This window comes from Pseudomonas sp. C7.1 (assembly GCF_056312395.1).
The window spans coordinates 1-19,920 of the sequence record NZ_JBWDTL010000002.1; the positions used below are offsets into that span (position 1 = coordinate 1).

Here is a 19,920-nt window from a genome sequence, read left to right on the forward strand (position 1 = left end):
AGCTCACACGTTTTTAAACGGCCCGCTATCCTTGTGCGCGGCACCATTGGGCGGGGTCGATTGGGCGGCCCTGCTGGCGAATTGCAAAATACAGTGCTGGGGTTTCCTGGCCACCGCTGTTGCCAACAGTGGAGATGGCTTCGCCGGCCTTGACCACGTCACCGGCATCCTTGAGCAGGCTCTGGTTGTGCCCATAGAGGCTCAGGTAACCATTGCCATGGTCGAGAATGACCAGAAGCCCAGCGCCGCGCAACCAGTCGGCAAATACCACGCGGCCGCCGTGCACGGCGTGTACCTGGCTGCCAGCGGAGGCGCCGATCAGTACGCCATCCCATTTGGTGCGTGCGTCGCCGCCGCGTGGTGTGCCGTAACGGGCCACCAGGCGACCATTCACCGGCCAGGGCAGCTTGCCACGGGCCTTGGCGAATGGACCGCCAAAACTGGTGCCGGAACTCACCAATGGACCCGTCGGTGCGGAGTTAGTGCTGCTACGCGACTGTTCGCGTTCGGCGAGCAGGGCTTGCTGGCGCGCCGCTTCAGCTTCGCGGGCCTGGCGAGCGAGGGTTTCCTCGATGGTTTTCAGCACGCGCGCCAGGTTGGCTTGTTCCTGCTGGCGGGCCTTGAGCTTCTGGTCGCGGGCGGAGAATTCCTTGTTCAGCTTGGCCAGGGCCAGTTGACGTTCTTTGCGCACGCTGGCGAGTTTTTCGCGGCGGCCGTCCAGCGCGCTTTTTTGCTCCAGCAGCTGGCTTTGCTGGTTGGTGATATCCAGCTCGACATTGGCCAGTTGGCGCAGGGTTTCATTGAAGGTGGCCAGTTGTTCCATGCGCGCTTCGCTGAGGTAGTCGTAGTAGGTCAGGGTGCGCGAGAATTTTTCCGGATTCTGCTGGTTGAGCAGCAGCTTGACATATTCCTGGCGACCGCTCTGATAGGCGGCGCGGGCCTGGATGCCGATCAGGCGCTGCTGTTCAAGGCGCGCGCCTTCAAGTTTTTTTTTCTCTTTATCGAGGCGCTGGATTTCCTCTTCGCTCTTTTTCAGGTCTTGTTGCAGGCCTTTGACCTGCTTCTCCAGCTGGCCCATTTCGCTTTCGGTTTTCTTCAGGTCTTTCTGCACGCCGGATTTCTCCTGCTGCAGCTTATCCAGCAGTTGCTTGAGCTCGGCGACATCGGCGCGGGCGGCGTCCAGTTGCTTCTGCGCATTGCTCTTCTCGTCGGCGAGGGCAGGCGTCAGCAGAACAGTCAGAAAAATAAGGGCGAGGGCACGAAACATGGGGCTGGCAGCACCTGGGGCAAGGACGCGCCTAGTATGCCTAAAAAAACAGCGGCAAGCTGCATGTCATCAGTGCTGTGCGCGGAGCTGTTCCTGCAGCGTGAAGCAGCCGGCAGTTTGCCCGCAGGCCAGGCGTTGCACCTGGCTTGCGGGCAGCGGCTTAGTTCAGCTCGACGATGCTGGTGCCGGTCATTTCTGCCGGTACCGGCAGGCCCATCAGGGTCAGCAGGGTTGGCGCCACATCGGCCAGCACGCCACCTGGACGAATAGTCGCTGGGCGCTTGCCGACATAAATGAACGGCACCGGCTCGCAGGTGTGTGCGGTGTGCGCCTGGCCGGTGCTTTCATCGGCCATCTGCTCGACGTTGCCGTGGTCGGCGGTGATCAGCGCTTCGCCGCCGACTTTGTCCAGCGCCGCGACGATGCGACCGACGCAGCCGTCCAGGCACTCCACGGCGGCCACGGCGGCGGAAAACACGCCGGTATGGCCGACCATGTCGCCGTTGGCGTAGTTGACGATGATTACGTCATAGCGCTGGTTTTCGATGGCGTCGACGATCTTGTCGGTGACTTGCGGGGCGCTCATCTGCGGCTGCAGGTCGTAGGTGGCGACGTTCGGTGATGGGATCAGGATGCGTTCTTCGCCAGCAAACGGCTCTTCACGGCCGCCGGAGAAGAAGAAGGTGACGTGGGCGTACTTCTCGGTTTCGGCGATACGCAGTTGGGTCTTGCCGTTGTTCGCCAGGTATTCGCCGAGCACATTGGTCAGGGCCTCCGGCTTGTAGGCGCTGGGCGTCGGGATGCATGCGGCGTACTGGGTGAGCATGACGAAGCCGGCCAGTTGCGGCACGCGCTTGCGCTCGAATTCCTTGAAGCCAGGCTCGACAAAGGCGCGCGTCAGCTCGCGGGCGCGATCGGCGCGGAAGTTCATAAACACCACGGCGTCGCCATCTTCCATCCGCACGGGTTCGCCAATGGTGGTGGCTTTGACGAATTCATCACTTTCGCCGCGTGCGTAGGCCGCATTCAGGCCCTCCACGGCAGTGGCGGCGTTGAACTGGCCGTTGCCGTCGGCCAGCAGCTCGTAGGCCTGCTCGACGCGGTCCCAGCGGTTGTCGCGGTCCATGGCGAAGTAACGGCCGCTGAGGCTGGCGATGCGGCCTTTGCCGAGCTTGGCGAAGGTGGCGTCAAGCAGCTCAATGGAGGGCTGGGCGCTCTTGGGCGGAGTGTCGCGGCCATCGAGGAAGGCATGCAGGTAGATACGTTCGGCACCGCGCTGGGCGGCCAGCTCGGCCATGGCCGCCAGATGGTCTTGATGGCTGTGTACGCCGCCATCGGAGAGCAGGCCGAGGATATGCACGGCCTTGCCGGCGCTGATCGCCTTGTCCACAGCGCTGGTGATGGCCGGATTAGTAAAGAAATCGCCATCGCGAATCGCTTTGGTCACCCGGGTGAAGTCCTGATACACCACACGGCCGGCGCCGAGGTTCATATGACCGACTTCGGAGTTGCCCATTTGGCCGTCTGGCAGACCTACATCCATGCCCGAACCGGAGATCAGGCCGTGAGGCTGGGTGGCGCGCAGATGATCAATGACCGGCGTGTTGGCCGCCATGATGGCGTTGGACTCGGGGCTGTCACTGTGGCCGAAGCCATCGAGGATGATCAGTACCAGGGGTTTGGGCGTGGCGCTCATAAAGCTGGTTCGCTCTGGGTCGATGGGCGGGAAACGGGCATGCCGTGGAGGCACCCCTAATAATGACTAAAGCCTTCGCGGCATGCCTGTCCCTCATCCGGCGCTTCGCGCCACCTTCTCCCGGAGGGAGAAGTTCATAGGGAGGTCGTCGCTACGCGACTTTCACGTTAACAAGGACAGGCATTTTACGGCCAAGTGCGGCAAACGTCACCGCCGGGCGGGGTTTGGCCGACCTGTGCGGCTGTGTATACTGGCCGACATTTTACCGCCCCGGAACCGCCCAATGCTTGCCAACTTGATTGAATTTGCCACGACCCACTATGTCCTGAGCGGAATGTTCGCCACCCTGCTCGCGCTGCTGATCTTCACCGAGGCGCGCAAGGGCGGGCAGAGCCTGAGCAGCCGCGAGCTGACTGCGCTGGTTAACAGCGAGCAAGGCGTGGTGCTGGATATTCGTGGGCAAAAGGATTTTTCCGCCGGGCATATCGTCGGTGCATTGAATATCCCTTTTGAAAAGTTCGCCGCACGCATGGTCGAGCTGGACAAGCACAAGGCCAAGACCATTATCGTGGTCGATGCCATGGGCCAGCACAGCGGTGGCGTTTGCCGCGACCTGAAAAAGGCGGGCTTCACTGCGGCCAAGCTGTCTGGCGGTGTCGCCAGCTGGCGTGGTGACAACCTGCCGCTGGTGAAGTGAGATGCAGCCTGTCGTCATCTATTCCAGCGATTGGTGCCCGTACTGCATCCGCGCCAAGCAACTGCTGACGCACAAAGGCGTTGCCTTTAACGAGATCAAGGTTGATGGCAAGCCGGATGTGCGGGCGGAAATGACCCGCAAGGCGCGGCAGACTTCGGTGCCGCAGATCTGGATCGGTGACACCCATGTGGGTGGTTGCGATGACCTTTACGCCCTGGAGCGCGCCGGCAAGCTCGACGCGCTGCTCAAGGCTTAATTCCCTGTTTATCCGTACCTAAACAAGAAGGCTTTGCCATGACAGAACAAGCTAGCAACGGCGCCGCTCAGGGCGAACAAAACCCGCAATTCTCCCTGCAGCGTATCTATGTACGTGACCTGTCTTTCGAGGCGCCGAAGAGCCCGGAAATTTTCCGTCAGGAGTGGGCGCCGAGCGTCGCGATGGACCTCAATACCCGTCAGAAGGCCCTGGAAGGCGACTTCCACGAAGTGGTGCTGACCCTATCCGTCACCGTGAAAACGGGCGAAGAAACCGCCTTTATCGCTGAAGTGCAGCAGGCCGGTATCTTCCTGATCAAAGGTCTGGACGCCGCTTCCATGAGCCACACTCTGGGCGCGTTCTGCCCGAATATCCTCTTCCCTTACGCCCGCGAAACCCTGGACAGCCTGGTGGTGCGCGGCTCGTTCCCGGCGCTGATGCTCGCTCCGGTGAACTTCGACGCCCTCTACGCCCAGGAACTGCAGCGCATGCAGCAGGCTGGCGAAGTGGCCACCGCACACTAAGGTTTGCGGCTGGAGCAAAAACGTCCTCCGGGGCGTTTTTTTATAGATATGTACTCATTGCGTGTTGCGAGGCGATAAATCGTAGGTTGGGTTAAGGAGCGCAGCGACGAAGCCCAACGATCTATGCCATATGTCAACGGCTGTTGGGCTTCGCTGCGCTCAGCGCCAACCTACCGATTGCATGCAACATGCAATGGATACATAGCCTTTTATGGGCACTGTTTAGCCGTAATGGCGCTACTACGCGTCAGCAAAACCCTGCTGGCGCCAGGCTTCATAGACCGCCACGGCGACGGTATTGGACAGGTTCAGGCTGCGACAACCTTCGCGCATCGGCAGGCGCAGGCGTTGCTCGGGCGGCAGGCTGTCGCGAATCTCCTGCGGCAGGCCACGACTTTCCGGGCCGAACAGGAAGGCGTCGCCCGGCTGGTAGCTGACCTGGTGGAACGCCTGTGAGCCCTTGGTGGTAAAGGCAAACACGCGCGGCTGGCCGATGCTCGCCAGGCAGCTGGGCAGGTCTGCGTGACGCTGTAGGGTGGCGTATTCGTGGTAATCCAGTCCGGCGCGGCGTAGGCGTTTGTCATCCAGCTCGAAGCCCAGCGGCTCGATCAGGTGCAGGTGGCAGCCGCTGTTGGCGCAGAGCCTGATAATGTTGCCGGTATTAGGCGGTATTTCCGGTTGAAAAAGGATGACGTGAAACATGCGCGGCTCCGAGCTTGAAGACGAGCAGCATTCTACAGACCCGCGCCCCCGTCCGTGGGTGCGGGTGATTGCTTCATTGGCGATGTTTGGTTTTTTGATTGGTTTGATGATTGGTCGTCTGCTGCAGCCAGACCCGCTCTGGCTTGACCGCGTGGAGGTGACCGAACAAGGCCTTGAGCTGTGGTTCAACGTCGAGCCGGTGCCGCGTGAAGAGCATGCCGGCGGCGTATTTATCCTGCGGCTGCAGAGTTTCGGTCGCCAGCAGCAGGGTCAACTGCAGGTGCAGGGACGCTTGGCCAATTGGCGGTTGCAGCGCGAGCGAAGGGATTTACTACTGAGGGTGGTGGCAGCCCGTCCATTGCGCGGTGAGTGGCGCGCTGAGGAGGTGGACGGGCGTTGGCGGCTGGTGGTCAGCCTGGTGAAGCAATAAAAGAGGGGAATCCCCGGCCTGCCTGTACCAAGGTCCCCAAAACTGGGATTACCTGAGTCTATGCAGGCTGTGTGCCAGTTTTATTACGTTGGCTGCAGACCTTGTAAATGCAGGGTTTCAGGGTTTCTCTATGCCGCTGCGGGCGCTGGGATATGAACCGCCGCTGTGCACTGGTGCGGTGCCGGTGCATTGCTCTGGCGCATTTTCAGTTGTTTGCCTGCATAAATAAAAACGGGCCCTGTGCTTGGCCCGTTTTACATTCAGTACAGCGCCGGCGGTTTAGTCGTCGTTGTCCTCGTCATCGGCGCTTTCGACGTTCATGCCCAGTTCCTTGATCTTGCGGGTCAGGGTGTTACGACCCCAACCCAGCAGCACAGCGGCGTCGCGGCGGCGGCCGGCGGTGTGCTTGAGGGCGGTTTCAATCATGATCCGCTCGAAGGCCGGCACGGCGGTGTCCAGCAGGTTGGATTGACCGCGCCCCAGGGCTTGATCGGCCCACTGGCGTAGCCCTTGCTCCCAGTTGCTCACCGGTGCGCTTTCCTGCGGCTGGCTAAGCAGCTCCGGCGGCAGGTCGTCGACATGCACCTCACGGCCCGAGGCCATGACGGTGATCCAGCGACAGGTGTTTTCCAGCTGGCGCACGTTGCCCGGCCAGGGCAGCTGCTGCAGGTAATCTTCGGTTTCGCTTTTCAGCAGCTTGGGCTCGACTGCCAGCTCCAGCGCGGCGCGGGCGAGGAAGTGCCGGGCCAGGGTGGGGATGTCTTCACGGCGATCCGACAGGCGCGGGATATGGATGCGGATCACGTTAAGGCGGTGAAACAGGTCTTCACGGAACTTGCCGGCCTGCACCAGGCTTTCCAGATTCTGGTGGGTGGCAGCGATGATGCGCACGTCCACTTTGACTGGCGTGTGCCCGCCGACCCGGTAGAACTCGCCATCGGCCAGTACGCGCAGCAGGCGGGTCTGGGTGTCGGCCGGCATGTCGCCGATTTCATCGAGAAACAGCGTGCCGCCGTCGGCCTGCTCGAAACGCCCGCGACGCTGGTTGGCAGCGCCGGTAAAGGCACCTTTTTCGTGGCCAAACAGCTCGGATTCCATCAGGTCTTTCGGAATTGCCGCCATATTCAGCGCGATAAACGGTGAGGCCGCGCGCGGGCTGTGGCGGTGCAGGGCGTGGGCCACCAGCTCCTTGCCGGTGCCGGACTCACCGTTGATCAGCACGGTGATATTGGAATGCGACAGGCGACCGATGGCGCGGAACACCTCCTGCATGGCCGGCGCTTCGCCGATGATTTCCGGTGTGCGCGGCTGCTCGACCGGCACGGCCAGGCTCTGTTGTTCCTGAGCGTGCAGATTGGCGCGCTTGACCAGCGATACGGCTTCATCGACATCGAACGGCTTGGGCAGGTACTCGAACGCGCCGCCCTGGTAGGACGCCACGGCGCTGTCCAAGTCGGAGTGGGCGGTCATGATGATCACCGGCAGGCGCGGGTACAGCTCGCGGATGCGCGCCAGCAGTTCCAGGCCGCTGGCACCGGGCATACGGATATCGGAAATGATCACATCGGGTTGCTGGCGAGTCAGGCGGCTGAGCACGCCGTCGGCGCTGTCGAAGCTCTGGGTGGTCATGCCTTCCTGTTGCAGGGCCTTTTCCAGGACCCAGCGGATGGAGCGGTCGTCATCGACAATCCAGACGGTTTCACTGCGACTCATGACGGAGTTACTCCTTGTTCCAGCGGCAGGAAGATCGAGAACACGGTATGGCCAGGATGGCTTTCGCACTCGATCAGGCCTTGGTGCTGACTAATGATGTTCTGGGTAATGGCCAGGCCCAGGCCGGTGCCGTCGGCACGCCCGCTGACCATGGGGTAGAAGATGGTTTCCTGCAGCTCGGGCGCAATGCCGGGGCCGTTGTCGATGATTTCGATCTTGGTCACCAGACGATGGCGACAATGGCCGATGGTGAACTGGCGCAGGGTGCGGGTGCGCAGGGTGATGCGGCCCAGGCGCAGGTCGCTCTGCCCGGACAGCGCCTGCATGGCATTACGCACGATATTCAGCACGGCCTGGATCATCTGCTCGCGGTCGATGAGTACGTCCGGGATGCTGGGGTCGTAGTCGCGCACCAAAGTGATGCTGCCCTGGCTTTCCGCCTCCACCAGGCTGCCTACACGCTCTAGCACTTCGTGCACGTTGGTCAGCGCCAGGGACGGCAGCTTGTTCGAACCAAGCATACGGTCGACCAGGTTACGCAGGCGGTCGGCCTCTTCAATGATGACGTTGGTGTAATCCTTGAGGCTTTCTTCGGGCAGCTCGCGAGCCAGCAGTTGTGCGGCGCCGCGGATGCCACCGAGCGGATTCTTGATCTCGTGGGCCAGGCCGCGCACCAGCAGTTTGGTGGTCTCCTGCTTGGACAGCTGCGCCTCTTCCTTGGTGATGCGCAGCAGACGGTCGCGCGGATGCACTTCCAGCAGTAGCAGGGTTTCGCCTTTGCTGAGTACCGGGGTCACCGCGTAGTCGACGGTCAGGGTCTGACCGCTGACCGAGGTGACAATTGCTTCGCGCTTGTTAAATGGATGAGCGTGCTGAACCGACTGGCGCAAGGCGCTCAGCGCCTCGCTGGACTCGGTAAATAGCTCGCTGATGAATTGCCCATGGCTGCGCTGACCGCTGACGGCCAGGAGCATCTCCGCTGCCGGGTTCATGTACTCAAGACGCAGGTCGTCATTGAGCAGCAGGGTGGCAGTGGTCAGGTTGTCCAGCAGCAGGCGGTGCAGTGCGTCGTTGATGATCATATGGGATGTCAGCAGACCCTTGGGTTCCAGCAATGCAGCGGGAAAATGCAAGAAGCAAACCAAAGCCCCGAAAAGAAGCGTGTTTGGCCGTGGGGTGCCCGGAATTAGCTGCTTTTCAGCGCAGCCGGGTCGCGCGCGGCGACCCAAAACAGGGAGAGTATAGAAATGCCGGGCAATAAGCGCACTGCTTTGGTGCGCCTGCCGGAATTAAATAAACGGAACGAAGGGAATGTCTTTCTTTTCTGGCGGCTTGTCCTTGAGCGGACATTCCGGGCGCACACCGTAATCGGCTTTCTTGCACGGGTTGACCATACGCTTCTGCGCCAATGAGATACGCAGCATATGGAATGGCTGAGTCGGCGTGCGCTCGATGATGCGGCCCTGCTGGTTGATGATTTCCACCGCCAGTTGGTGGGTACCTCGGTCGATATTCTCCAGTGGAAACACCGGGCTGCTGCCCACTTCGCCCACTTGTGCGCCATCCAGCAGTAGGCGATAGCTGTGCTGGGGGAGGAGTTTCGGTTCGCTGTTGATGCTGACAATCAGGTTGCCAGCGCTGTCACGGATGGTCGCGTCGGGCTGCGGTACCAGAATGCGCAGCAGGCTGTAACGCTGGCTGGGCTCAGGCGGCGTCTCAATCACTGGCGCGGTGTGCGTCTGCATGGTCGGCATTGAATTGCTCGGCGCCAACTCGACGCGCTCGGCATCGCCCGAGCGGGGTTTGTCGGTAAAAACGCGATTCCCTTCGGCATCTATATAGGTGTAGACCTGCGCGAAGGCAGGTAGAGCGAGCAGCATCAGGCCGCATAACAGCAGATTGCGCATAGTCAGGGGGCTGGCTTGGGTTTTGGTGGGGGCGGGCGCAGGGCCGGGCTGTTGGTATTGACCCGTTGCACGGTAAAGGTGGTGGTGGCGCTTTGCTGAATTGATTGTTCGCCACTGAGGACTTCCACAGCCAGGCTGTGCTCGCCACGGTCGGCATTGCTCACTTGTAGGCGCGGTACGTTGCTCGGTTGGCCGTGAGGCTTACCGTCGAACAGTAGGCGCAGGCGATGGTTGCTGGCCAGGCGCGGCTGGATGTCCACGCCAACGCTGAAGGTACCGTTGTTGGCGCGCATGGCCTCATCGTCAGGGATGCCGGTCAGCTGCAGCATGCTGTAAGGCGCGGCGTTGTTGGCTGGTTCGGCGGTGGTTTCAGTGGGCGGGCTGGGTACTGGCATCGACACGCTATTGGTTTTTGGCAGGTCGACATTCTGCGTCGCCTGGCCTTCCGGCGGCTGGTCGGTGAATACCGTGTTGCCATTGGCGTCTGTGTATTTGTAGATCTGCGCAACAGCAGGCAAGGCGACCAACAGTAGTAGGCAGATAAGGCTTCGACGCATGAAAACTCCGGAGCAGATAAGGTAATCGCGTTACAGGACGTCAGCATAGAACACAAATCGGTCTGAAAGCGCGGTACTCATTTCGTGGGGATACACAATTCCCCGGTTGCCCGTACCAGAGCTAAGTCATGAATGGTGTCTTTGGCCAGCCGTGCGCGTTGTTGGTCTAGCCATTCCGGGCAGTTCGGGCTATGTCGATAAGGTGCAAAAGCCGCATAGTCTTTAAGCAGTTTGACTTGCAGTTGATCCAGTTTTGGTCGGATCTGTGTAGCCAGATCCGGCCTTGCACTGTCAGGTGCTTTGCCGGCGGCGTGCCAATTAGCAATCAGTGCATATTGGACCAGCTTGTTCGCTTCGATTTGGGCTGCCAGAAACTGACTGACGTCGCCGGCATCCAGCTTGTAGTCGGGCGCAAGCCTGGCGGCAGCAGCAATGACTTGCTGTTCGCGCAGGCTGTCCTGAATCGGTTTGCCACTGTCCCACTTGGTCAATGCAACCTGGTCCGCGATGGTCAGGCGCTCGCTGATGCTGCCGAGCAACGGGGCAAGCGCTACGGGAGGTGGGGGTGCGCTGAGGTTCGAGGTGCACGCGGCAATGCTGAAGAGGCATGCCGAAAAAAGAAGGGGTCGAGCTATGGTGTGGGCGTTGGGCATAAGTTGAGATCTGCCTTGTTTCAGAAAGTTTAACGACTGCGCTCGCCGGGGCGCGCCAGGTCGAAATTCGCGGCAGTAAATCAGAAAAACGCTCCACAAAAAAGGCCACCCGAAGGTGGCCTCTTGTAACGCGTGCGAGATTAAACGCTGTAGTACAGGTCGTATTCCAGCGGGTGTACGAAGGTGCGTACTTTGATTTCTTCTTCGTTTTTGAGCTCAAGGTAAGCGTCGATGAAATCGTCGGAGAACACGCCGCCTTTGGTCAGGAACGCACGGCCTTTATCCAGCTCTTCCAGGGCTTCTTTCAGGCTGCCGCACACTTGCGGGATCAGCTTGCCTTCTTCTGGTGGCAGGTCGTACAGGTTCTTGTCCGCTGCATCGCCAGGGTGGATCTTGTTCTGGATACCGTCGATACCAGCCATCAACAGCGCTGCGAAGGCCAGGTATGGGTTGGCAGCCGGGTCCGGGAAGCGTGCTTCGATACGGCGGGCTTTTGGGCTGGACACGTACGGAATACGGATCGAGGCCGAGCGGTTACGGGCCGAGTAGGCCAGCATGACCGGCGCTTCGAAACCTGGGACCAGACGCTTGTAGGAGTTGGTCGACGGGTTGGTGAAGCCGTTCAGGGCCTTACCGTGCTTGATGATGCCGCCGATGAAGTACAGGGCGGTGTCGGACAGGCCGGCATAGCCTTCGCCAGCGAAGGTGTTCTTGCCATCTTTGCTGATGGACATGTGTACGTGCATACCCGAGCCGTTGTCGCCATACAGCGGCTTGGGCATAAAGGTCGCGGTTTTGCCGTAGGCATCAGCCACGTTGTGTACGCAGTACTTGAGGGTCTGAACTTCGTCAGCCTTGGCAACCAGGGTGTTGAACTTCACGCCGATTTCGTTCTGACCGGCAGTCGCCACTTCGTGGTGGTGAACTTCGATGACCAGGCCCATCTCTTCCATGGCATTACACATGGCAGTACGGATTTCGTGGTCGTGGTCGCACGGCGGAACTGGGAAGTAGCCACCTTTGACGGCTGGGCGATGGCCCTTGTTGCCGCCTTCGATGTCAGCGTCGGTGTTCCAGGACGCCTGCTCGGAGAAGATCTTGAACATCGAGCCGGAGATGTCGGACTTGAACTTCACTTCGTCGAAGATAAAGAACTCAGGCTCTGGGCCGACGAATACGGTGTCGCCGATGCCAGTGGACTTGAGGAATTCTTCAGCGCGCTTGGCGATCGAGCGCGGGTCACGATCGTAGCCTTGCATGGTGCTTGGCTCGATGATGTCGCAAACGATGATCAGGGTTGGCTCTTCGGTGAACGGGTCCAGTACGGCGGTTTCGTCAACCGGCAGCAGGATCATGTCGGAGGCTTCGATGCCTTTCCAGCCGTGGATGGAGGAGCCGTCGAACATTTTGCCGACTTCGAAGAATTCGTCGTCCAGCGCATCGCGTGCCGGCATGGTCACGTGGTGCTGTTTGCCCTTGGTGTCAGTGAAGCGCAGGTCAACCCACTTCACGTCGTGTTCTTTAATCAGTTGAATCGACTTCGACATGCTGTCCTCCAGATGGCCAAGGCTCGGAATGGTGAGCCCTCAATAGTACGGTGCAGCCCGGCGGCATAGTCCTCCAGGGCAACCTGCCTCACAAGGGAGCAAATTGCATGCCAGTGCACAGGAATGGGTGTGTGGCCTGAAACTCAGGGCTGGCGGGCGCTTGGTGAAGCTGCTTGATAACTTTGTGCACTGTAATGAGGCGCTATTTTTGCTTGGTGCGCTTTAGTGGTGCGCGTTTTAACGGCGTGAGGATTTTTGATCAAAGCGTGAGCAATTTCCGCTATAATCCGCGCCCCTGTTTTTTCGCGGCCTCGGCACCCCCTGTTTTCATGAAACTGATCGTTAAAGTCTTCCCGGAAATCACCATTAAAAGTCGGCCAGTGCGTAAGCACTTTATCCGGCAGCTGGCGAAGAACATTCGTTCGGTTTTGCGTGAGTTTGATCCCCAGCTGCAGGTCAGCGGTGTGTGGGACAACCTGGAAGTCCAAACCCAGATCAGTGAACCGAAAACCCTGCAGGCAATGATTGCGCGCCTAAGCTGCACGCCGGGCATCACCCATTTCCTGCAAGTTGATGAATACCCGCTGGGTGATTTCGACGATGTGCTGGAAAAGTGCAAGCTGCACTTCGCCGATCAGCTGCCGGGCAAGATCTTCGCCGTACGCTGCAAGCGCGCCGGCAAGCATGCATTCAGCTCCATGGACATCGAGCGCTATGTCGGCAGTCAGCTGCGTCAGCAGTGCGGCGCGGCCGGCATTTCGCTGAAAGACCCTGACGTTGTTGTGCGCATGGAGATTCGCGATCAGCGCCTGTTCGTTATTCATCACCAGCACGAAGGCCTGGGCGGCTACCCGCTCGGCTCGCTGGAGCAGACCATGGTACTGATGAGCGGCGGTTTCGACTCCACCGTCGCCGCCTACCAAATGATGCGCCGGGGCCTGGTTACCCACTTCTGCTTCTTTAATCTAGGCGGCCGTGCCCACGAGTTGGGCGTGATGGAAGTGGCGCATTATCTGTGGCAGAAGTTCGGCAGCTCACAGCGCGTCCTGTTTATCAGCGTGCCGTTTGAGGAAGTGCTGGGCGAGATTCTCGGCAAGGTCGATAACAGCCATATGGGCGTGATCCTCAAGCGCATGATGCTGCGCGCCTCCACGCGTATGGCTGAGCGCTTGCAGATTGATGCGCTGGTCACCGGTGAGGCGATTAGCCAGGTCTCCAGCCAGACCTTGCCGAACCTTGCGGTGATCGACTCGGCCACCGACATGTTGGTGCTGCGTCCGCTACTGGCCAGCCACAAGCAGGACATCATCGACACCGCCACGCGCATCGGCACCGCCGAGTTCGCCAAGCATATGCCGGAATATTGCGGGGTGATTTCGGTCAACCCGACCACCCGGGCGAAGAAGCTGCGCATCGAGTACGAAGAGCAGCAGCTGGATATGGCAATCTTCGAGCGCGCCTTGGAGCGTGCGACCTTGCTGCCGATCGACAAAGTGATCGACGAGCTGGGCAAGGATGTGCAGATCGAGGAAGTCAGCGAAGCCCTGGCCAGCCATGTGATCATCGATATTCGTCACCCCGATGCCGCCGAGGACGAGCCACTCGCCCTGCCTGGCGTCGAGGTTATGGCGCTGCCGTTCTATGCCCTGAACAGTTCGTTCAAGGCTCTGGATGAGGCGCGCCAGTACCTGTTGTATTGCGATAAAGGTGTGATGAGTCGTTTGCACGCCCACCACTTGCTGAGTGAGGGGCATGCCAATGTGCGCGTTTATCGTCCGGCATAAAACGCCAGGGTTGAATGGCGGCAGTATCCGCCATCGCCCTCCCGACCTACAGGCGGCGTGATTAACACGCTCACGCCGCCTGGCAGAAAACGCAATTAGTTAATACTCGCCGCCTAGACTAAGCGGCACACCGAATCCTCTGATCGAGATACACACGTGATCGAAAATCTACGCAACATCGCCATCATTGCCCACGTTGACCATGGTAAGACCACCCTGGTAGACAAACTCCTGCGTCAGTCCGGCACCCTTGAGCGCAACGAGCTCAACGACGAGCGCGTGATGGACAGCAACGACCAGGAAAAAGAGCGCGGCATTACCATTCTCGCGAAGAACACCGCGATCAACTGGAACGGCTACCACATCAACATCGTCGACACCCCCGGCCACGCCGACTTCGGCGGTGAAGTTGAGCGCGTGATGTCGATGGTTGACTCCGTGCTGCTGCTGGTTGACGCCCAAGACGGCCCGATGCCGCAAACCCGCTTCGTGACCAAAAAGGCTTTCGAAGCCGGCCTGCGTCCAATCGTGGTGATCAACAAGGTCGACCGCCCAGGCGCGCGTCCAGACTGGGTTCTGGACCAAATCTTCGACCTGTTCGACAACCTCGGCGCCACCGAAGAGCAGCTGGACTTCCAGGTCGTCTACGCCTCGGCCCTGAACGGCATTGCCGGTCTGGACCACACCGACATGGCTGAAGACATGACCCCGCTGTACCAGTCCATCGTCGACAACGTACCGTCGCCCAAGGTGGACATCGACGGTCCGTTCCAGATGCAAATCTCGGCACTGGACTACAACAGCTTCCTCGGCATTATCGGCGTTGGCCGTATCGCCCGTGGTCGCGTCAAGCCGAACACCCCGGTGATCGCCATCGACGCCGACGGCAAGAAGCGTAACGGCCGTATCCTCAAGCTGATGGGTCACCATGGCCTGCACCGCATTGACGTTGAAGAAGCCACCGCCGGTGACATCGTCTGCGTCAGCGGTATGGACTCGCTGTTCATCTCCGACACCCTGTGCGACATCAACCATGTCGAGGCGATGAAGCCGCTGACCGTCGACGAGCCGACCGTATCCATGACCTTCCAGGTCAACGATTCGCCGTTCTGCGGTAAAGAAGGCAAGTTCGTCACCAGCCGCAACATCAAAGAGCGTCTGGACAAAGAGCTGCTGTACAACGTGGCCCTGCGTGTTGAGGAAGGCGACAGCGCTGACCGTTTCAAGGTCTCCGGCCGTGGCGAACTGCACCTCTCGGTACTGATCGAAACCATGCGTCGCGAAGGCTTCGAAATGGGCGTGGGTCGTCCAGAAGTGATCATCCGTCAGGTTGACGGCGTGAAGCAGGAACCCTTCGAAAACGTCACCATCGACACCCCGGAAGAGTCCCAGGGCAAGGTCATGGAAGAGATGGGCCTGCGTAAGGGCGACCTGACCAACATGGTGCCGGATGGCAAAGGCCGTGTGCGTCTGGAATACAACATCCCGGCTCGCGGTCTGATCGGTTTCCGTAACCAGTTCCTGACCCTGACCAACGGTGCTGGCATCCTGACCTCGATCTTCGATCGCTACGACACCATGAAGTCCGGTGACATGTCCGGCCGTCAGAACGGTGTACTGGTATCGGTAGAAACCGGCAAGGCACTGACCTACTCCCTGGAAACCCTGCAGGCGCGCGGCAAGCTGTTCGTCGAGCACGGCCAGGAAATCTACAACGGTCAGATCGTCGGCCTGAACAGCCGCGACAACGACATGGGCGTAAACCCAACCAAAGGCAAGAAGCTCGACAACATGCGTGCTTCCGGCAAGGACGAAACCATCGCTCTGGTTCCGCCGGTGAAATTCACCCTGGAACAGGCGCTGGAATTCATCCAGGACGACGAGCTGTGCGAAGTTACGCCCAAATCGATCCGTCTGCGTAAGAAGATCCTCGACGAAGGCGAGCGCACCCGCGCTGCCAAGAAAGCCAAGAACTGATCCAGTTCTAGCTAACTAAAAAGCCCCCGCCGGCGCGAGCCTGTGGGGGCTTTTTGTTGGCTGATTATCCACTGGACGTGCGACACGCTTTGGCGCATGGTTTGACGGTTTTTTTCCGGCTGTCTGGCGTAACAGAATGGCTATAAATGCGTTATGAGGTTGTTATGTCTGCAGTGATGACGAGGGCGTCGGGTCGGCGAGTTGACTGGGCGGGCCTGGGTTGGGCTTTTCTGTTTTTCTGGTACTTCTCTGGTGTTACCCAGTTATTAATTCAACTGACCGGTACGGCAGGCTTTGCCGGCTTTCGCCAGGCGCTGTTGGCCAGTGCGTTGTGGCTGATTCCCTTGCTGCTCTGGCCGGCACGAGCCCGGCAGCTGGCTGCAGGTACTGGCTCTCTGCTTTGGCTTTGTTCGTTGGGTAGCTTTGGCTATTTTCTGATTTACGGTCAGGAGTTTTCTCAGAGCGTCATCTTCATCATGTTCGAATCGAACGTGTCGGAGAGCCATGAGTACCTGGTGCAGTATTTCGCCTGGTGGATGGTGCCTGCTTTCCTGGCGTATGGCGTCGGTGGTTGGTTGCTGTGGCGCAAGGTGCGGCCAGTCTATCTGTCGCGTTCCGGGGCTTATCTTGCAGCCGCTCTGGCGCTATTTGTGTCACTGGGTTATCCGGCGATTCGTCAGTTCAGCAAGCACGACAGCTGGCAGGACGGTCTGGATAATTTTGCTGAGCGCATCGAGGCAGCCACACCGTGGCAGCTGTTGGTTGGCTATAAGAATTACCGCGAGCAACTGTCCAGCATGCAGGCAATGTTGGCGGAAAACGCCAGCATCCCACCGCTGAGCAACCTGCAGGATGCTCGTGCAGGGCTGCCCGCCACCCTGGTGTTGGTGATTGGTGAGTCGACCAATCGCCAACGCATGAGCCTATATGGTTATCCACGGCAAACTACGCCGGAGCTGGATCAGCTGCGCGATCAGTTGCAGGTGTTCGATTCGGTGGTGACGCCGCGCCCTTACACCATCGAAGCGTTGCAGCAGGTGCTGACCTTTGCCGACCAGGAGAGCCCGGATCTGTACCTGACCACCCCTTCGCTGGTCAATCTGATGGAGCAGGCGGGGTACAAGTCCTACTGGATCACCAATCAGCAGACCATGACCAAGCGCAACACCATGCTGACGACCTTCTCCAAGCAGGCCGATGAGCAGGTTTATTTGAACAATAACCGTGAGCAGAATGCTCGCCAGTATGACGGTGATGTGCTGGAGCCCTTTGCCAAGGTGCTGGCAGACCCCGCGCCGCGCAAATTTGTTGTGGTCCACCTGCTCGGCACACATATGAGTTATCAGTACCGCTACCCGCCGGAGTTCGAGCGTTTTACCGACCGAGCCGGAGTGCCGGCGACTGTCAGCGATGATCAGTTGCCGACCTACAACAGCTACGACAACGCTGTGCTGTACAACGACCATGTGGTGGCCAGCTTGATCAAACGCCTGGCAGGACAGCAGTCGAATGGTTTTCTGCTGTACTTGGCTGATCATGGCGAGGCGGTGTTCGATGCGCCCAAGGCTGATGTGTTGGGGCGCAATGAAGCTGCCCCGACCAGCCCGATGTATACCGTGCCGTTTATCCTGTGGAACTCGCCCCAATGGCAAGCGCAGCAGCCTCGTGATTTCACGGCAGCACTGTCACGGCCCTACAGCTCCTCGCACTTCATTCACACTTGGGCAGATCTGGCTGGCCTGCGCTTTGATAGATACGAAGCGCATAAAAGCCTGGTGAGCAATGAGTTTCGGCCGCTACCGTTGCTTATTGGCAATCCTGAGCAGCCGAAAAGCCTGATTGATTTCAGTCTGATCAAGCCGAAGGCTAATGCGGGTAAGCTGGCTCAGCGTGAGAGATAGCAGGCTGCCTCTGAGCTGTAAGGCGCATGGCAAGGCCCGTTTCTACAGGTTCGGCACTCTTTCTTAAGATTTCCTGCAACTGCTGACGTAGGCATAGCCTTTATTGGCTCAAGACATTGCCGTTTGGTTAGATCCCGCTTTTGACCTTGCTCCAGATGTGTGCGCGCACGCTGTTTATCTATAGGGGCATGTCGAACTAGATCCGTGTGCCTCCCTGGGCATCACGTAGTTGATGCTGACGCCGCTACTTTGCTCGTACGGCGTGAGGGGGCGGGCGAGGTAGTCAGCCCAGTTTGTAGATGCGCACGGTTTCTGTGGCTTGGTCTACATGGATGCGCGGAGCGGCACGGGTAACCGGGCTGACGTCCGTCAGGGGCAGTTGGGCGGTGTGCTTGAAGTGTTTGATGCTCATAAAACTCTCCGTTAACGCATAAATTTTTCCAGGGTGCCGGCCAGGCTGCTGGCGAGCTTGCGCCGCCAGGGCGCGCTGTGTGGGTTGGCCAGAACACGGTCTTCGTGCGCGAAGCTCTGGACGATTGCGTTGTAGCCGAGCCAGCGCAGGGGTTCTGGCTCCCAGCGCGGCAGGCGGCTGAGCGGCTGGTCGCCGAGCACCCAGGGCTGGCGGGTCAGTTCGCTTTCCTGGTTCAGAATCAGATCGGCCAGGGTGCGTCCGCCGAGGTTGCTGGCACCGACGCCTTCGCCGCCGTAGCCGCCGGACAGGGCGATGCCGTTGCGTCGGTCCACCAGCATGTGCGGGCGAAAGCGCCGCGCCATGCCCAGGTTGCCGCCCCAGGCGTGGGTGATGCGTACCTGCTTGAGCTGCGGGAACAGTTCGCCAAACAGGTAGCGGCGCAGGTCGCGCTCGTTCTCGCTGAGGTTGAAGTCGTGGCGCAGCTTGCCGCCAAATCGATAGCCGCCACGGGCGCCGAACACCAGGCGGTCATCGGCGCTGCGCTGGCCGTAGGTGACCTGGCGGCTGTTCTCGCTAAAGGCCTGGCCGCGCTCCAGGCCAATATCGGCCCAGACTTCTTTGGGCAGCGGCTCGGTGGCCACCAGCAGGCTCTGTACTGGTAACTGATGTTTGCCCAGGGGCGGCAGGCTGGCGGCATAGCCTTCCACGGCTGGGATAATCCAGTCGGCGCGCACGCTGCCACTGGCGGTGCGCACCAGGCCGGTTTGCCAGTCGGTCACCCGACTTTGTTCATACAGCTCGACGCCCATGGCCGCCACGCAGCGGGCCAGGCCGCGCACCAGTTTGGCAGGCTGAATGGTGGCGCAGTGCGGGGTGTAGATGGCGCCGAAGCTGTTGGCCAGTTGCAGCTGTTTGCCGAGGTCGAAGGGCGTTAGCCAGCGGTAGTCGGTTTCATCCAGGCCCAGGGCCCGCAGCTCAGCTAGGTGCTGGCGCAGGCTGGCCAGCTGCTCGGGGTAGCGCGCGGCGCAATACAGCACGCCGGCTTTGCGGTAATCGCAGGCGATCTGCTCGCGCTGCAGCACGCTGGCGACTTCATCGGGAATGCCGTGCAGCAATTGATAGGCCGCTTTCCGTGCGGCGCTGGGCTGCTCGGCTAACAGGCGGTCTTGGCCCAGCAAATTGCCCATCAACCAGCCGCCATTGCGCCCGGAGGCCCCGAAGCCTGTAATCTCGCCTTCGAGGATGACGATACGCAGCTGCGGTGCCTGGCGCTTGAGGTAGTAGGCGGTCCACAGGCCGGTGTAGCCAGCGCCGATGATCGCCACATCGGCGTGAATATCAGATTGCAGAGCGGCTCTGGGGCTCAGTGGCTCATCCAGTTGTGCCATCCATAAGCTGATGTTTTGCCACGGGTTCATGCTCTTGTGCCTGGATCGCGGAGAGTGCTGCCTAGGATAGGTCAGCGCCGCCGCGCTTGCTGCATTTAGCTCTTTGGCTTGTACGCGCAGTAGCCTGGGCGTGGGCCGATCTTCGGGTGATTACGGCAGGTATCCGGGCGCTTGTCGTAGATGGTGCACAGACGGGTTTTGCGGTCCAGGTAGTAGCAGTCGTTGTTGCTCATGCGGGTCAGGGTGAAGATGCCCGACTTTTGATGAAAACGTTCGACGATGCCGTCTTTCTGCAGGCGCTTGGCAATGTTTTTCAGCGGCTCGCTGCGTTCGAACTCATCGACCACGCCGATGCGGATCAGGTCATTTAGCCGCGCTTCAACCGGCAGCGTGCAGCAGCTGGACATGCAGCTGTGGCACATATCAGCGGTGTATTTGGCCCAGGTTTCCAGGCGGTCGAGTTCGGCGGCGGCAATCAGGTTGTTTTTCATTGCAGGCATGCATCAGTT

General features: G+C 59.9%; 19 protein-coding genes. 7 read left to right on the plus strand and 12 right to left on the minus strand.

Translation table 11 applies throughout. The annotated features are described in order from the left end of the window. Positions 1 to 25 precede the first annotated feature (25 nt). Together AC0T4W_RS01145 and gpmI are read right to left on the minus strand one after the other, a co-directional pair. The gene (locus AC0T4W_RS01145) at positions 26 to 1,267 is read right to left on the minus strand and encodes a murein hydrolase activator EnvC family protein (RefSeq protein WP_476315026.1); all 1,242 of its coding nucleotides are present in this window, start codon (positions 1,265 to 1,267) and stop codon (positions 26 to 28) included. Positions 1,268 to 1,427: 160 nt separating this feature from the next. After that, on the minus strand, positions 1,428 to 2,963 hold the full coding sequence (gene gpmI, locus AC0T4W_RS01150; protein WP_476315029.1) for a 2,3-bisphosphoglycerate-independent phosphoglycerate mutase: 1,536 nt from the start codon (positions 2,961 to 2,963) through the stop codon (positions 1,428 to 1,430). 283 nt (positions 2,964 to 3,246) lie between these two features. Between gpmI and AC0T4W_RS01155 the strand changes: the two genes are divergently transcribed. The 3 genes from AC0T4W_RS01155 to secB are packed head-to-tail and all read left to right on the plus strand — an operon-like array spanning position 3,247 to position 4,440. After that, positions 3,247 to 3,660, plus strand: a complete 414-nt coding sequence (locus tag AC0T4W_RS01155; protein ID WP_476315032.1) for a rhodanese-like domain-containing protein — start codon at positions 3,247 to 3,249, stop codon at positions 3,658 to 3,660. Position 3,661: 1 nt separating this feature from the next. Beyond that, entirely contained in the window at positions 3,662 to 3,916 is a 255-nt protein-coding gene (gene grxC, locus AC0T4W_RS01160) for a glutaredoxin 3 (RefSeq protein WP_090254765.1), read from the plus strand. Positions 3,917 to 3,954: 38 nt separating this feature from the next. Beyond that, positions 3,955 to 4,440: a protein-export chaperone SecB gene (secB, locus tag AC0T4W_RS01165; protein WP_476315036.1), complete on the plus strand. Its 486-nt coding sequence runs from the start codon at positions 3,955 to 3,957 to the stop codon at positions 4,438 to 4,440. A gap of 240 nt (positions 4,441 to 4,680) precedes the next feature. Here secB and trmL read toward each other — a convergent pair whose 3' ends face one another. Continuing rightward, positions 4,681 to 5,142, minus strand: a complete 462-nt coding sequence (gene trmL, locus AC0T4W_RS01170; protein WP_476315039.1) for a tRNA (uridine(34)/cytosine(34)/5-carboxymethylaminomethyluridine(34)-2'-O)-methyltransferase TrmL — start codon at positions 5,140 to 5,142, stop codon at positions 4,681 to 4,683. Between trmL and AC0T4W_RS01175 the strand changes: the two genes are divergently transcribed. Continuing rightward, entirely contained in the window at positions 5,141 to 5,572 is a 432-nt protein-coding gene (locus AC0T4W_RS01175) for a hypothetical protein (RefSeq protein ID WP_476315042.1), read from the plus strand. The two genes, trmL and AC0T4W_RS01175, sit on opposite strands and share 2 nt — an antisense overlap. A gap of 279 nt (positions 5,573 to 5,851) precedes the next feature. Here AC0T4W_RS01175 and ntrC read toward each other — a convergent pair whose 3' ends face one another. The 6 genes from ntrC to glnA form a co-directional block, all read right to left on the minus strand. After that, positions 5,852 to 7,285: a nitrogen regulation protein NR(I) gene (gene ntrC, locus AC0T4W_RS01180; protein ID WP_476315045.1), complete on the minus strand. Its 1,434-nt coding sequence runs from the start codon at positions 7,283 to 7,285 to the stop codon at positions 5,852 to 5,854. Next, entirely contained in the window at positions 7,282 to 8,367 is a 1,086-nt protein-coding gene (gene glnL / locus AC0T4W_RS01185) for a nitrogen regulation protein NR(II) (protein WP_476315048.1), read from the minus strand. The genes ntrC and glnL overlap by 4 nt, the downstream gene beginning before the upstream one ends. Positions 8,368 to 8,574: 207 nt before the next feature. After that, positions 8,575 to 9,192, minus strand: coding sequence for a DUF4124 domain-containing protein (locus AC0T4W_RS01190; RefSeq protein WP_476315051.1), 618 nt, complete (start codon positions 9,190 to 9,192; stop codon positions 8,575 to 8,577). A 2-nt stretch (positions 9,193 to 9,194) separates the two neighbouring features. Continuing rightward, positions 9,195 to 9,749, minus strand: coding sequence for a DUF4124 domain-containing protein (locus AC0T4W_RS01195; protein ID WP_476315054.1), 555 nt, complete (start codon positions 9,747 to 9,749; stop codon positions 9,195 to 9,197). A gap of 77 nt (positions 9,750 to 9,826) precedes the next feature. Next, the gene (locus AC0T4W_RS01200; RefSeq protein ID WP_476315057.1) at positions 9,827 to 10,402 is read right to left on the minus strand and encodes a chorismate mutase; all 576 of its coding nucleotides are present in this window, start codon (positions 10,400 to 10,402) and stop codon (positions 9,827 to 9,829) included. 140 nt (positions 10,403 to 10,542) lie between these two features. Next, a complete protein-coding gene (gene glnA, locus AC0T4W_RS01205) occupies positions 10,543 to 11,949 on the minus strand; it encodes a glutamate--ammonia ligase (RefSeq protein WP_476315060.1) in 1,407 nt (468 codons plus the stop codon). A 329-nt stretch (positions 11,950 to 12,278) separates the two neighbouring features. Between glnA and thiI the strand changes: the two genes are divergently transcribed. From thiI to cptA, 3 genes are all read left to right on the plus strand, one after another. Beyond that, entirely contained in the window at positions 12,279 to 13,733 is a 1,455-nt protein-coding gene (gene thiI / locus AC0T4W_RS01210) for a tRNA uracil 4-sulfurtransferase ThiI (protein WP_476315063.1), read from the plus strand. A gap of 156 nt (positions 13,734 to 13,889) precedes the next feature. Further along, positions 13,890 to 15,710 (plus strand): translational GTPase TypA, encoded by a 1,821-nt coding sequence (gene typA, locus AC0T4W_RS01215; RefSeq protein ID WP_476315066.1) that lies wholly within the window; start codon positions 13,890 to 13,892, stop codon positions 15,708 to 15,710. A 164-nt stretch (positions 15,711 to 15,874) separates the two neighbouring features. Beyond that, a complete protein-coding gene (gene cptA / locus AC0T4W_RS01220) occupies positions 15,875 to 17,611 on the plus strand; it encodes a phosphoethanolamine transferase CptA (protein WP_476315069.1) in 1,737 nt (578 codons plus the stop codon). A gap of 283 nt (positions 17,612 to 17,894) precedes the next feature. Here the strand turns inward: cptA and AC0T4W_RS01225 are convergent, their stop codons facing one another. The 3 genes from AC0T4W_RS01225 to AC0T4W_RS01235 form a co-directional block, all read right to left on the minus strand. Further along, on the minus strand, positions 17,895 to 18,023 hold the full coding sequence (locus AC0T4W_RS01225; RefSeq protein WP_476315072.1) for a hypothetical protein: 129 nt from the start codon (positions 18,021 to 18,023) through the stop codon (positions 17,895 to 17,897). 11 nt (positions 18,024 to 18,034) lie between these two features. After that, the gene (locus AC0T4W_RS01230; RefSeq protein ID WP_476315075.1) at positions 18,035 to 19,441 is read right to left on the minus strand and encodes an NAD(P)/FAD-dependent oxidoreductase; all 1,407 of its coding nucleotides are present in this window, start codon (positions 19,439 to 19,441) and stop codon (positions 18,035 to 18,037) included. Between the two features lie 65 nt (positions 19,442 to 19,506). Further along, entirely contained in the window at positions 19,507 to 19,902 is a 396-nt protein-coding gene (locus AC0T4W_RS01235; RefSeq protein WP_296216741.1) for a YkgJ family cysteine cluster protein, read from the minus strand. Positions 19,903 to 19,920 lie beyond the last annotated feature (18 nt).

Bases quoted from the DNA above. Each gene is read 5' to 3' on its own strand.
- AC0T4W_RS01190 (WP_476315051.1), bottom strand. From the start codon at position 9,192: ATGCGCAATCTGCTGTTATGCGGCCTGATGCTGCTCGCTCTACCTGCC.
- AC0T4W_RS01145 (WP_476315026.1), bottom strand. From the start codon at position 1,267: ATGTTTCGTGCCCTCGCCCTTATTTTTCTGACTGTTCTGCTGACGCCT.
- thiI (WP_476315063.1), top strand. From the start codon at position 12,279: ATGAAACTGATCGTTAAAGTCTTCCCGGAAATCACCATTAAAAGTCGG.
- grxC (WP_090254765.1), top strand. From the start codon at position 3,662: ATGCAGCCTGTCGTCATCTATTCCAGCGATTGGTGCCCGTACTGCATC.
- AC0T4W_RS01235 (WP_296216741.1), bottom strand. From the start codon at position 19,902: ATGAAAAACAACCTGATTGCCGCCGCCGAACTCGACCGCCTGGAAACC.
- cptA (WP_476315069.1), top strand. From the start codon at position 15,875: ATGTCTGCAGTGATGACGAGGGCGTCGGGTCGGCGAGTTGACTGGGCG.
- ntrC (WP_476315045.1), bottom strand. From the start codon at position 7,285: ATGAGTCGCAGTGAAACCGTCTGGATTGTCGATGACGACCGCTCCATC.
- gpmI (WP_476315029.1), bottom strand. From the start codon at position 2,963: ATGAGCGCCACGCCCAAACCCCTGGTACTGATCATCCTCGATGGCTTC.
- AC0T4W_RS01155 (WP_476315032.1), top strand. From the start codon at position 3,247: ATGCTTGCCAACTTGATTGAATTTGCCACGACCCACTATGTCCTGAGC.
- glnA (WP_476315060.1), bottom strand. From the start codon at position 11,949: ATGTCGAAGTCGATTCAACTGATTAAAGAACACGACGTGAAGTGGGTT.
- AC0T4W_RS01175 (WP_476315042.1), top strand. From the start codon at position 5,141: ATGCGCGGCTCCGAGCTTGAAGACGAGCAGCATTCTACAGACCCGCGC.
- AC0T4W_RS01200 (WP_476315057.1), bottom strand. From the start codon at position 10,402: ATGCCCAACGCCCACACCATAGCTCGACCCCTTCTTTTTTCGGCATGC.
- AC0T4W_RS01230 (WP_476315075.1), bottom strand. From the start codon at position 19,441: ATGAACCCGTGGCAAAACATCAGCTTATGGATGGCACAACTGGATGAG.
- glnL (WP_476315048.1), bottom strand. From the start codon at position 8,367: ATGATCATCAACGACGCACTGCACCGCCTGCTGCTGGACAACCTGACC.
- AC0T4W_RS01225 (WP_476315072.1), bottom strand. From the start codon at position 18,023: ATGAGCATCAAACACTTCAAGCACACCGCCCAACTGCCCCTGACGGAC.
- secB (WP_476315036.1), top strand. From the start codon at position 3,955: ATGACAGAACAAGCTAGCAACGGCGCCGCTCAGGGCGAACAAAACCCG.
- trmL (WP_476315039.1), bottom strand. From the start codon at position 5,142: ATGTTTCACGTCATCCTTTTTCAACCGGAAATACCGCCTAATACCGGC.
- AC0T4W_RS01195 (WP_476315054.1), bottom strand. From the start codon at position 9,749: ATGCGTCGAAGCCTTATCTGCCTACTACTGTTGGTCGCCTTGCCTGCT.